Origin of the sequence: Salinisphaera sp. LB1 (assembly GCF_003177035.1) — a bacterium.
Classification (GTDB): Bacteria; Pseudomonadota; Gammaproteobacteria; order Nevskiales; family Salinisphaeraceae; genus Salinisphaera.
On sequence record NZ_CP029488.1, the window covers coordinates 903,193 to 915,591 of the forward strand.

At 62.6% G+C, this 12,399-nt stretch carries 12 protein-coding genes and 1 pseudogene; 4 read left to right on the forward strand and 9 right to left on the reverse strand.

The window, feature by feature from the left end; all coding sequences use genetic code 11:
* Positions 1-93 precede the first annotated feature (93 nt).
* Together SALB1_RS04105 and SALB1_RS04110 are read left to right on the forward strand one after the other, a co-directional pair.
* Positions 94-1,314 carry an AGE family epimerase/isomerase gene (locus SALB1_RS04105; RefSeq protein WP_109992698.1) on the forward strand — a complete coding sequence of 407 codons (1,221 nt, stop codon included), beginning with the start codon at positions 94-96 and terminating at the stop codon, positions 1,312-1,314.
* 42 nt (positions 1,315-1,356) lie between these two features.
* Entirely contained in the window at positions 1,357-1,707 is a 351-nt protein-coding gene (locus SALB1_RS04110; RefSeq protein WP_109992699.1) for a hypothetical protein, read from the forward strand.
* Between the two features lie 273 nt (positions 1,708-1,980).
* Here the strand turns inward: SALB1_RS04110 and SALB1_RS04115 are convergent, their stop codons facing one another.
* The 6 genes from SALB1_RS04115 to SALB1_RS04140 are packed head-to-tail and all read right to left on the reverse strand — an operon-like array spanning position 1,981 to position 7,364.
* On the reverse strand, positions 1,981-2,706 hold the full coding sequence (locus SALB1_RS04115) for an aspartate/glutamate racemase family protein (protein ID WP_109992700.1): 726 nt from the start codon (positions 2,704-2,706) through the stop codon (positions 1,981-1,983).
* Positions 2,707-2,731: 25 nt separating this feature from the next.
* Positions 2,732-4,231 (reverse strand): NCS1 family nucleobase:cation symporter-1, encoded by a 1,500-nt coding sequence (locus SALB1_RS04120; RefSeq protein ID WP_109992701.1) that lies wholly within the window; start codon positions 4,229-4,231, stop codon positions 2,732-2,734.
* Positions 4,228-4,773, reverse strand: coding sequence for an ureidoglycolate lyase (locus SALB1_RS04125; protein WP_109992702.1), 546 nt, complete (start codon positions 4,771-4,773; stop codon positions 4,228-4,230). Before SALB1_RS04125 ends, SALB1_RS04120 begins: the two co-directional genes overlap by 4 nt.
* Positions 4,774-4,818: 45 nt before the next feature.
* Positions 4,819-5,748 carry an allantoinase PuuE gene (puuE, locus tag SALB1_RS04130; protein ID WP_109992703.1) on the reverse strand — a complete coding sequence of 310 codons (930 nt, stop codon included), beginning with the start codon at positions 5,746-5,748 and terminating at the stop codon, positions 4,819-4,821.
* Positions 5,749-5,784: 36 nt separating this feature from the next.
* Complete coding sequence (locus SALB1_RS04135; RefSeq protein WP_145961229.1) at positions 5,785-6,522, reverse strand: GntR family transcriptional regulator; 738 nt, start codon at positions 6,520-6,522, stop codon at positions 5,785-5,787.
* The gene (locus SALB1_RS04140; protein WP_109992705.1) at positions 6,519-7,364 is read right to left on the reverse strand and encodes a bifunctional allantoicase/(S)-ureidoglycine aminohydrolase; all 846 of its coding nucleotides are present in this window, start codon (positions 7,362-7,364) and stop codon (positions 6,519-6,521) included. Before SALB1_RS04140 ends, SALB1_RS04135 begins: the two co-directional genes overlap by 4 nt.
* A gap of 186 nt (positions 7,365-7,550) precedes the next feature.
* Here SALB1_RS04140 and SALB1_RS19820 point away from each other — a divergent pair.
* Both SALB1_RS19820 and SALB1_RS04150 read left to right on the forward strand, forming a co-directional pair.
* Positions 7,551-7,856, forward strand: a pseudogene (locus tag SALB1_RS19820) (hypothetical protein); the annotation flags it as partial.
* Between the two features lie 70 nt (positions 7,857-7,926).
* The gene (locus tag SALB1_RS04150; protein ID WP_109995263.1) at positions 7,927-9,321 is read left to right on the forward strand and encodes a VOC family protein; all 1,395 of its coding nucleotides are present in this window, start codon (positions 7,927-7,929) and stop codon (positions 9,319-9,321) included.
* Between the two features lie 267 nt (positions 9,322-9,588).
* Here SALB1_RS04150 and SALB1_RS04155 read toward each other — a convergent pair whose 3' ends face one another.
* From SALB1_RS04155 to SALB1_RS04165, 3 genes are all read right to left on the reverse strand, one after another.
* On the reverse strand, positions 9,589-10,386 hold the full coding sequence (locus SALB1_RS04155) for a transporter substrate-binding domain-containing protein (protein WP_109992707.1): 798 nt from the start codon (positions 10,384-10,386) through the stop codon (positions 9,589-9,591).
* Positions 10,387-10,742: 356 nt separating this feature from the next.
* Entirely contained in the window at positions 10,743-11,468 is a 726-nt protein-coding gene (locus SALB1_RS04160; protein ID WP_109992708.1) for an ABC transporter permease, read from the reverse strand.
* Positions 11,468-12,181 (reverse strand): ABC transporter permease, encoded by a 714-nt coding sequence (locus SALB1_RS04165; protein WP_109992709.1) that lies wholly within the window; start codon positions 12,179-12,181, stop codon positions 11,468-11,470. The genes SALB1_RS04160 and SALB1_RS04165 overlap by 1 nt, the downstream gene beginning before the upstream one ends.
* Between the last annotated feature and the right edge of the window lie 218 nt (positions 12,182-12,399).

Below are 12,399 nucleotides of genomic sequence, written 5' to 3' on the forward strand. Positions count from 1 at the left end.
CCAGACGATTCCTGCGAATCGTCGGCATGGTCGTCAACGGCGGACCGGCCGGCCATACTGCGCAGCAAACGATACCAACGCAGGAGTACGCTCATGGCCGAGATCACACGCTGGAGTCAGCGCGCCACCCACCGCCACTGGCTGGCGGCCGAAGGCCTGGACCTGCTCGAGTTCTATCGCGCGTCCTGCCGGGCCGGCGGCGGCTTCGGGCCGCTCGACCTCAATCGCGAGCTGGCCTCCGATACGGCGGATACATTGATCACGGCACGCATGACGCACTGCTATGCGCTCGCCACGCTCCAGGGGGTGCCCGGTGCGTCCACGCTCGCGCATCACGGCGTGGTCGCCCTTGCCGACCTGCTGCGCGACGACGCACACGGCGGCTGGTTCGCCGCCGAACCGACGCCCGGCTTCGACGATTCCAAGCAGTGCTATATCCATGTCTTCGTGGCCCTCGGCGCGGCCAGCGCCACGCGCGCGGGCATCGAGGGCGCCCGCGCCCTGCTCGACGATGTGCTCGCCGTGCTGGAATCCCGCTTCTGGTCGGCCGGTGAACAAGCCTATGTGGAAGCATATGCACGCGACTGGACCGGGCTTGCGGACTATCGCGGCGCCAATGCCAACATGCACGCGACCGAGATGTGCCTGGAACTGGCCGACGTGCTGGATGACAACAGCTGGCGCAAGCGCGCGCTGGCGATCGTCACACGCCTGATTCACAACGTGGCCGCCGACAACGGCTGGCGTGTGATCGAGCATTTCGATGCGAACTGGCGCATCGTGGCGGATTTCAACGCCGACAAGCCGGACGATGATTTCAAGCCGTTCGGCGCCACCCCGGGCCACGGCTGTGAATGGGCGCGCCTGTTGCTGCATCTGGAAGCCGGCCTCGGCACCGAGGCGCCCGAGTGGCTGGCCCACGATGCCGCGCAACTGTTCGACAAGGCCATGGCCGAGGGCTGGGAGGCCGACGGCAATCCCGGCATGGTCTACACCGTCGACTGGGACGGGGCCGCCTGCTCGCCCCGGCGGCGTCACTGGACCCACGCCGAGGCCGCCGCTGCTGCCGCCGCGCTGGGCGCGCGCACCGGTGAGGCCCGTTTCGAGATCTGGTACCGGCGGCTCTGGGATTTCATCCGCGATGTGTATATCGACGACGATCGCGGCAGTTGGCTGCAGGAACTGGACGGCGAACTCGGCCTCGATCGCGACGATGGTCATCTCAAGTCTGATCTGTATCATGCGTATCAGGCCACGCTACTACCGCGTTTGCCGCTCGCGCCGACCCTGGCCGCGGCGGTCGATACGCTCTGAACCGGACACACGACCTCACCCTTATAACGCTGAAACCGGCTTATGTCCGACCGCAATCCGAACGACCCCCGAACCCCCCGCGGCAGCCAGCGACTGCCGCGCTGGGCCGGCTATCTGCTCATTGCCGCCGATGTCGTCCCCCGGCCGCTGTTTCTGACCTGCTGGCTGGCCACGCTCGTTGCGCTGTGGATGACGCTGCCGACCGATTCGATCTGGATTCAGGTGGCCGTGCTGCTCGTCGCCTCGATCGCGACGCTGGCGGCCGTCACGCGCGCCGCCGCCACCCAGGCCGACGCGCGTGGCGCGCTCGGCGCCTATGTCGCCCGGCTGGCCGCCACGACGTCGCTCGGGCGTTGTCTGACCGATTTCCTCGGCAACTCCAAGCGAGACTGATGGAACCACCATCGGCTCAAGCCGGTGGCTTCAGGTTGTGGCTAAAACCGGACCGCTCGGTCATTCAGCCGACTGCCGTAGTTAATTCACGATGATCGAATCTATATCCCGAACTTTTTTCCATGCCTTCAACAACAAAGGGCGGCGCATGTCTGTCTATTTTTGACGACTTCGCGGCCGACGGCCGCGGCGAGCATGCCGGCGCATACTCGTGCTGTTAATCCGGGATGAAGGTATTTTCATGCCGGATCGGGGCCTGGCCGAAAATCGGCCCTAGTTCGAGGCCGGAGGCCAGTTCTTGAAGCTCTTGGGGCGCGGCGGGGCATAGGTACGTACCTTCGAGGTTTTCAATCCCTGCATGACCAGCCCTTCGGCCAGTTTTATGGCGGCCGACACCCCGTCGATGACCGGCACACCGGTGCGTTCGACCACCCGGCTGGTGAGCCCGGCCATGCCGCCGCAACCGAGGCAGATCGCTTCGGCGCGATCGACTTCGACTGCGTGGATTGCCTTGTTGACGATCGCCTCGATGGCAGCCTCCGGGTCGCGTTCCAGTTCGAGCACCGCCAGGCCGCTTGCATGCACGGACGCGCAGCGTTCAAACAGCCCCGCCAGCCGCAGCCGGTCCTCGATCATCGGAACTGCGCGATCGAGAGTCGTCACGATCGAATACTTGTGGCCCACGAACAGGGCGGTGGCCGCTGCCGCTTCAGTGATATCGACGACCGGTACTTCGAAAAGCTCCTGCAGTCCCTCGCGGCCGTGTTCACCGTAGCCAGCTTGCACGATGGCATCGAATTCGCCGTCGAAGGCGCGGATCGTCTCCATGACAGACACCGCGGCGACATAGCTTTCGTAGTTGCCTTCGATGGATTCGGCGCCGAAGGCCGGTGTGATGGGTACAATTTCCGTGCCTGGATTGGCAACGCTCCGTGCCTGACGCGCGATGGCGGTGGTCATCGAGGTTGTGGTGTTCACGTTGGCAACGAGGATACGCATGCTAAAGACTCATCAAATGGCGGATTTATTGGGACGGACGGGCAATGGATTCGCCGTCCACGTGTTCATACGCCTGATTCTTCGGAGCCAGCGCCAGATGCAGTAATGCGGCGATACCCGCGCCGATAATCCAGGAGAAATCGGATACCGAGTGGAATAACGGAATCAAGGCAATCGCGAGGGAGGCCAGAGCGGCCGGCAGCAGCGCGTAAAAAGCGCGGATGTTGAAACCGTTGCTGTAGTAGTAGGCCCCGTCGGGCGCCTCGCTGTAGAGATCGGGGATATTCAGTCGCTGACGCCGGATAACCCAATAATCCACCATAATCAGGCCGAAGAATGGACCAAGGATGGCGCCGAGCCCGCTGAGGAAGTAGTTGATGACCAAGGGGCTGTTATAAAGATTCCAGGGCAGGATGATGAGGCCGATGATCGCGGTCACGAGGCCAGCGCGGCGGAAGGTGAGCCAGCGCGGGAACAGATCACACAGCATGTAGTTCGGCGCCACGAAATTGGCAACCAGATTGACCGCGATGGTCAGCACGATCAGGGCGACGGACGCGGCAATTCGCCAGGCGGGGTCTGTGATCGTGCGCACGATATCGGCCGGGCTTTCGATGATATCGCCGTTGATCTGGAATTGGGCCCCGGCCAGCACCACCACAATCACGGCGAACAGCATCATATTCACCAGTATGCCGGTGAAATTGCCGATCACGACGGCGCGTTTGGAGCCGACGCAGCGGGTGAAATCGCAGACGTTGAGTGCAAAGGTGCCGTAGATCACCACCCAGAGGCAGGCACCGGCGAAGATCATCTCCCACATGGCCATGCCCGTGAGCGGCTGATTGATCGATCCGGAAATCGTAAAACCGGCGCGTGCGAAGACCCAGAGCGCCATGGCGAGCATGGTGAACAGAATGATCGGCCCGGCGAAGGCAATGTAGTGGCGGACCATGACCATGCCATAGCTTACGATGACAATCTGGATCGCCCAAAGGGCGACGAATGAAAGCCAGCCGAGTGCGGACAGACCGAGAAACGAAACCTGCTCGAGACCGCCCAGCGAGGGTATGAAACTGGTCAGCAGCGCGTTGAGGACGTTGGCGGCCAGATAGGTCTGGATCCCAAACCAGACAATGGCGATCCCACCACGGCAGATCGCTGAAACACGTCCGCCACGGATTCCGAAGGCGATGCGGCTGACCACGGGAAACGGCAGACCGGTCTGCTCGCCCAGGAAACCGGACAACGTGAGCAGCGCGAACAGTATGCCGGCGCCGATGGCGAAGGTCAGCAAAATCTGCCAGGCGCCCAGGCCCAGTGCGAACAAGCCGATCGCGAAGGTGTAGTTGCCGAGACTGTGTACATCGTTCGCCCACATGGTGAACACGTGGTACGCGTTCCAATGCCGACCTTCCCGTTGGACCGGCGCGATATCGTCGTTGTACAGCCGGGGGTGCGGGAAGGGCGTCCGGGCGGCTTGGTCTGGTGTCGCGACCGTTTCGTCTAGGGTTTTAAAGGTCATAGCGGATCTGCCGGGTCGTTTTCAGGAAGGTGGACCGCAACACGCGTGCCAATTTCAACCTCGTCACAATTCCGCTCCGGGCCCGCCCGGTGCACCTCGAGAAACTCGCAAGCGTTGTCCAGCGCGATCATGGGGTGATGCCACACGCCGCGGTGGTAATTGATGCCTTGATCGCCATTCGCCACGAACGCCTGCAACGCCTCCGGCCCGGGTGGCTCACCGCCGGGCGCGACGACAACGACATAACGTTGTCCATCGACCGGTATGAACGCCTGGCTGCCCAGTGGGTGTCGCTCCATGAGCCGGAGCCGTACCGGGATTGCTTCCGGCACGCAGGCCACACGGCTGATCGCCGGACGGCCGCCATCGGCTGTGATATCGACTCGTGCAAGATCCGGATAGCGCCATCCCTTGCCCTGGTTGATCGGAGTAGCCGGGCCATGCGATGCGATGACATCGCCGTAGGGGGCGAAAGCCTCGGGCGACAAGGGCATGGCGGTCAGCCTCAAGGGCGCCGTTTCATCCAGACTTTGAGCCGGCATTTTGTTCTCCTCCGAAATACATGCCTGATTGTTCTTTTTTTGCTTTCAGGCGCTGTAGGGGTGGGTGACCCGCCAGTGGCGGGCGATATCCTCGCGCCGGCAGACCCAGACATCGGCGTGCTGGTTCACATAGTCGAGAAAACGCGCGAGCGCGGCGGCGCGTCCGGGCCGGCCGGCCACACGACAATGCAGGCCGACGGATAGCATCTTCGGCTTGGTGGCGCCTTCGGCATACAGCACGTCGAAGGCGTCTCGCAGATAAGCAAAAAACTGATCGCCGGAATTGAATCCCTGCGGCGCGACAAATCGCATGTCATTGGTATCCAGCGTGTAGGGCACGATCAGCTGCGGCTCGCCGTCGACCAGTTCCCAGTACGGCAGATCGTCGGCGTAGGAATCGGCGTCGTACAGAAAACCGCCGTGCTCGGCGACCAGCCGCCGCGTGTTTGGGCCACAACGCCCGGTGTACCAACCGCGCGGCCGCTGGCCGGTCATGCGCTCGATGGCTTCGACCGCGCGGACGATATGATCGCGCTCGGTATCCTCGTCGACATATTGATAGTCGATCCAGCGCCAGCCGTGCGATGCGATCTCGAAGCCAGCCTCGACCATCGCGGCCGCGGCTTCGGGGTTGCGCTCGATGGCCATGCCGACGGCAAATACAGTGGCGGTCATGTCGCGCTCGGTGAACAAGCGCAGTAAACGCCAGAAACCGGCGCGGCTGCCGTACTCGTACAGCCACTCCATGCTCATGTGGCGAACGCCGACCCGGGCATCCGTGCCGACCATCTCGGATAGAAAGCTTTCCGACGCTGCATCGCCATGAAGGATGTTGTTTTCGGAGCCCTCTTCGTAGTTGATGACGAACTGCACCGCGATCCGGGCGCCGCCGGGCCATTGGGCGTGCGGTGGATGGGCGCCGTAGCCGATCATGTCGCGAGGATAGCCGGCGACAAAATCTTCGGTCTGGCTCATATCGGGATCCCCAGGATGAATACGGATGGATAACGATCAGTTGCGGGCGCCACGCGCGCCGAGCATCTGGGCCAACTCGTTTTCGGCCGGCGACTCGGCCAAATCGAGCTCGTTTTCGCAGTCGTGCAGGTGCCGCCGCATGGTGTGCTGGGCCCCCGAAATATCGCCGCGCTCGATCACCTTGATCAGTTCGCTATGCGCATGATGCGAGCAAGCGGCTGACGTATGCCTCTGATACATGGCGATAATCAGCGAAGTACGGCCGATGAGCTGGTCGAGAAAGCCGCATAGCACCGTGTTGCCCGACATCGCGGCCAATCCACGGTGGAAATCGCCGGAGGCGCGGATCATGCGCTGCCGATCACGGCTATCGTGTGCAGCGACATCGGTAGCAACGAGTTCACGCAGGCGCTGATGGTTGGCCGACGTCATGGCAGCAACGCTTTGTTCCAGCATGGCGGACTCGATGAGCCGGCGTGCCTCGAACACTTCGCGTGCTTCGCCGACTGTCGGCTGCGAGACGACGGCGCCGCGGTTGGGCCGCATATCGACCAGTTTGTCGCTAGCCAATCGAAACAGCGCCTTACGGACCACGGTCCGGCTGACTTCGTAGAGTTCCCCGAGGCGGGCCTCGGACAACTTGGTGCCCGGCGGCATACGCTGGTCGAAGATTGCATTGGCAATATCGCGCCGGATTTTCTGGTCGACGGTGTCGGGGCCGCCTTGCGCTGCCATGGCTGCGTCCATGCCGGCGGTTGCGTGAGCACTCGTCACCGGATATCTCCGGACTGATGTAGCGCGAGCGAGGGATGCCGGTTGACATCCTTATAGAGCAGGTAACGGAACGGGCCAGGGCCGGCGGCATAGCACGCCTGCGGGCAGAAGGCGCGCAGCCACATGAAGTCGCCGGCCTCGACCTCGACCCAGTCCTTGTTGAGCTGATAGACCGCCTTGCCTTCGAGCACGTACAGACCGTGTTCCATGACATGCGTTTCGGAGAAAGGAATCACGCCGCCGGGCTGAAAGGTCACGATTGTGACGTGCATATCATGCGCGATGTCGTCGGCATCGACGAACCGGCTGGTCGCCCAGACGCCGTCGCAGTCCGGCATGGGCTCGGGGACGACATCGTCGTCGTGCGTGACAAAGCTGGCCGGGGCGTCGATGCCCTCGACGGGAATATAGCGTTTGCGGATCCACTGGAAACGCGCGGGCACGTAATCTCGATTATGCAGGGTCCAGCGGGTGCCCGGCCCGACGAACACATAGCTGCCGGGACGCAACTCGTAGGCCGTATTGTCAAGTGTCACGGTCGGTCGGCCGTCGAGCACAAACAACACGGCTTCGGCGCCGGGGTCAGGCTCCGGTGTGTCGCTGCCGCCGCCCGGCCCGACCTCCATGACGTACTGGGCGAACGTTTCGGCGAAACCGGACAGTGGGCGGGCGAGAATCCAGGCGCGTGTATCTCGCCAGTGCGGCAGACGACTGGTGACGATGTCGCGCATCACGCCACGCGGGATCACAGCGTACGCTGTCTCGAATACGGCGCGATCCACGGTACGGGCCGTCTGCGGTGGCAGCCCGGCGGTTGGCGCGGCGTAAAAACGGTCGGTCATCAGGAATCGTTATTAAATGCCTTAATAATGGACGCTATATAAACGCATAATTGGATACGATCCGACTTTAGTTGGGTACCCATTAATATCGATTGGCTTGATTAGCCAAACAAGCGCCCGGTGCGAGCTGTCGCGCAAGGCACATGAAGTCCGAATACCGGCTCAGCCGGAGCCGCCGTCCGTTGGCCGAGTGGCCTTGCTTGCCCGGTGTGTCATTGCCGGCGGCGTGCGACGCTCGAGCGCGCCGGCCGCACGCACTGGCCATGCCAGCGGTGTCGATATCAGACGACGGTGACGTTCGTTACGATCTCCGCTTCGACCAAGCTCCGCCTTGACGACCTGGTTTCTGGCCCTTTATCCGATGAGTCAGCCCAGGAACTCACGTGTCGGCACCCGACGTTGCTCATGCTGTCCAGTCAGCGACACGATGCTGTGCTTCGAACGGATGGAAAGCATGAGCAACGTCGAGGCCATGTATTCCGATTTTTTTAATGACTTCATCCGCATGCGTGGTACGACAATGCCAAACTGCTACTCGCCACATCATCTTCCGGAGTAAATGATGCCTTCGGCTCATTTCGTCGCGCCCGACACCATACGTTCTCGCTTCGCCGCCGCCATGTCTGAGATGTATCGGCAGGAAGTGCCGCAATACGGCACGCTGCTGGAGCTCGTGGCCGATATCAACGAGCAAACGCTCGCCGATAACCCAGCCCTGGCCCGGCAGATGACCGCGGCCAACGATCTGGATCGGCTGTCGGTGGAGCGTCACGGCGCAATCCGTGTCGGCACGGCCGCTGAACTCGGCATGCTGGCGCGGCTGTTCGCCGTGATGGGCATGGCGCCGGTCGGCTACTACGATCTGGCGGCCGCCGGGGTGCCGGTGCATTCGACAGCATTCCGGCCGGTGGAGACCGAAGCCCTGGCGATCAATCCGTTCCGGCTGTTCACGTCGTTGCTGCGGCTCGATCTGATCGAGGATGACGGTCTGCGTCAGCGTGCCGCCGATATTCTCGCCGCGCGCGATATCTTCACGCCGCGTGTGCGCGAACTGATCGAGACCTTCGAAGCCGAAGGCGGGCTCACCGAGGCCGAAGCCGACACATTCGTCGCCGAGGCGATCGAGACCTTCCGTTGGCACGAAGACGCCACGGTCGATTACGCGACTTACGAGGCGCTGGCGTCAGAACACAAGCTCATCGCCGACGTGGTCTGTTTCCGCGGCCCGCATATCAATCATCTGACACCGCGCACACTGGATATCGACGCGGCACAGGCGGCCATGCCGGAATACGGCATCACGCCGAAGGCCGTCATCGAAGGCCCGCCCCGGCGCGACGTGCCCATCCTCCTGCGCCAGACCAGTTTCAAGGCGCTGGAGGAGTCGATCCGCTTCGCTGGCGACACCGAAGGCCGACATACGGCGCGCTTCGGCGAAATCGAGCAACGCGGCGTGGCGCTCACACCCGACGGGCGTGCGCTGTACGATCGGCTGCTGGCCGCGGCCCAAACCTACAAGCGCGACGCCAACGCCGACTATCAGGCCGCGCTGCACGGCATATTCGAGGAGTTTCCGGACGACCTCGATACGCTGCGCCGGCGCGAGCTGGCTTATTTTCGTTATGAAGCGGTCGGCGAATCGACGCTCGATGTCGAAGCATTCACCGACGATCACGGCGCCATCGAAGCCCTGGTGGCCTCGGGGCATGTCGTGGCCCACCCGATCGTCTACGAGGATTTCCTGCCGGTGAGCGCGGCGGGCATCTTCCAGTCCAACCTCGGCGACGACGACGACGCCGGCGAAGGCACGGCCGCCGCCAGCCAGCACGAACTGGAAGCCGCGCTGGGACGTGCGGTCATCGACCCGTTCTCGCTGTATGCCGAAATCGAAGCCGAATCCAAGCGCGCGGCACTGGATACGCTGATGGGCCGTACACCGGAAAATACGCTGGCCTAAGCGGGCTTCGCCGCCAGTCGCGAACTGGAAGAAAAACAGTCCGCAAATGAACGCGAAGAACGCAAATGAAGCGGCGTGTCACGAGTGGCCAGGTTCCGGCTCTTTGCGACCGCCGGCCGGCTACGCAGAGATCGCACGCCCGACGTTACGCAATCTTATTTAATTTGCGTTTTTTGCGTTCATTTGCGGACTCGGCTTCCCGATCCGACAACAAAAGAAGCGCGCTGGTGATCCCGGCGCGCTTTCTGAGCCCACTGCGCGTTCGCGTTATTTGTCCTTCGCGGGCGGCGCCTTGTGGAAGTACTTCTTGTAGATCCTGGCGTAGGTGCCGTTGTCCCTGACGGCCTTGAGCGCCTTGTCGAACTTCTTGGCCAGGCCCTGCTCGTTCTTGCGGAACGCGATACCGAAACCGTCGCCGAAGTATTTCTTCGGGCCGGTGATATCGGGACCGGCCTGGCGATACTTATCCGGATGCGGGTCGATCAGCGTGCTCTGCCCGGTGATCTGGTCGAAGAACGCGGCGTCGAGGCGGCCGGCGGACATGTCGACGGCGACGTCGTCGGCGTTCTGATAACGCTTGATGATGGCGATATTGCCGTACTTGTCGGTGACGTAGTTGTCCTGGACGGTACCGCGCTGCACGCCGATCTTCTTGCCCTTGAGCGTCGCGGCATCGATCTTGTGCAGTGAGCTACCGGTCGGCACGAAGAACGCGGACGGCACCACGATGTACGGGGTCGAGAACAGCACGTGCTTCTTGCGCGCGTCGTTGATGGTCATCGACGACATGATGGCGTCGTACTTGCGCGCCATCAGGCCCGGGATGATGCCGTTCCAGTCCTGCTGCACCCAGCTGCAGTGCAGACCGGCCTGCTTGCACAGGGCATTGCCCAGGTCGATATCGAAGCCGGTGAGCGTGCCGTCCGGCTTGGTGTATTCCATCGGCTTGTAGGGCACGTTGGTGGCGATGCGAACGTTGTCACCCGCGGCACTCGCGGTCGTGGCGACGCCAGCGCCCAGTGCCACGCTTGCGGCCAGCACGGATACGGTGAGCAGTTTTTTCATGATCGATTCGGTCCTCGTGAATGGGTGCGGCCGGAAGCGACGAGCGCCGCCGACACGACACATGGATTGAACCACGGATGTCGCGCCGTGAACATGCACAAAACGTGCAACATGGTGGATTGCCGGTTCTTCGCTGGTTGGCGGGATATTCATACCAGTCCGCCAATGAACGCGAAGGACGCGAATCAAGCCCCGGCCCGCTTAAGGCGGGGCGTCTTTCAACGCAAGGATCGCTCGGGCTTGCGTGCTGAGGCCGGATTCATTTGCGCTTATCCGCGTTTATTTGCGGACGTATCGCTTGGCGTGAACGGCCATGCCAAACCCTGCCAATGCGCAACGAGCCGAATTTTTACCCCTCAGGCCGGTTTGAGATGCCGCAGCAGGCGCTTCTCCGCCAGCCGGAACCCGCCCTGGATGGCGAAGCTCAAAACCATGTAGACACAGGCCACGAAGATGAAGGCCGGGAACGGCGAGTAGAAACGGGCATAGACATAGTAGGCCGCACCGGTCAGATCGGTGATCGTCACGGCCGAGGCGATCGAGCTGGCGTGCAGCATGAAGATCACCTCGTTGCCATAGGCCGGTAGCGCGCGCCGGAACGCCGACGGCAGCACGATTCGCCGATAACAGGTGAACGTCGACATGCCGTAAGCGCGGGCGGCTTCGATCTCGCCCCGCGGCGTGGCCCGGATTGCGCCATAGAAGATTTCCGTGGTGTACGCGCCGGTATTGAGCGCAAACGATAACAACGCCGGGTACAACGGATTATTGATGAAGAACGCGAACCAGCTCTGCTGCACACCGGGTATGAAGGCAAAGCCGTAATACGCGATGTAGAGCTGGATCAGCAGCGGCGTGCCGCGAAACACATAGGTGTAGACCCATATCGGCCCGGAGATCCAGATCCGGTTCGAGGCCCGGCCGATCGACAGCGGTACCGCCAGCACGATACCGACCAGCAGCGAAATAAAGACCAGTTGCACCGTGCTGACCAGCCCGTGCCAATACTGTGCGAACGTCGCCGGGGTAAAGATGTCGTTGTGCGACAAGAACGGGGCGACATGAGCGAGCCACTGTTCCATCACACCCCCTTCTTCGACGTATTAAAACCCGCGTCATAACGGCGCCGCAGCCAGCCGACGAACAGCTCGGATACACTGGTGATCGCCAGATAGCCCATGCCCACCGGCACCATGAACAAAAACGGCTGATGCGTGGCCTTGGTCGCCTGGTCGGCGATGCGCACCATATCCGACAGGCCGATGATCGAAACCAGTGCGGTGGCCTTGAGCAACACCATCCAGTTGTTGTTGATGCCCGGCAGGGCGTGGCGCATCATCAAGGGGAAACGCACGCGCCGGAACGCCAGCCACCCGCTCATGCCATACGCCCGCGCGGCTTCCATCTGGCCGGCGTCGACCGCCAGGAAAGCACCGCGGAACGTTTCCGACATGTACGCGCCATAGATCACGCCCAATGTGATCACGCCGGCCACGAAGGCGTTCACGTTGACGAAGATGTCGGTACCGAGCCAGGCGTTGACCTGGTCCATCGCCACATTCACGCCGATCTGGCCGCCATAGAACAGCAGCATCATCATCACCAGATCGGGCACCCCGCGAATCACCGTGGTGTAAAGCAGCGCCAGGCCGCGCAGGACACGCGAGCGAGAAAGTTTCACGCTGGCCACCACCAGCCCGATCACCAGCGCCAGTACCAGCGAAAGCAATGCCAGCTCCGCGGTGAGCGCCGCGCCGCCGAGCAGGCGCCAGCCATACCCTTGGAAATCGATCATCGCCAGTGTCCTGCCCTGGGTATTTTGTCGTATTCAGCGAGGCGGCGCGCGTTCGTGGCAAGGCGCGCCGCGCCGGCCAGGGCATCCCCCTGGCCAAGCGGCGCAACGCCGTCCACGGGCGCGCGCCGCCTCGCCCCACACCCTATATTCCGAAGGGAACGCCTGTGCGCGCCCATCACCGCGTTGCGCTCCTTTGCCATAGGCCCGCTATGGCGCAG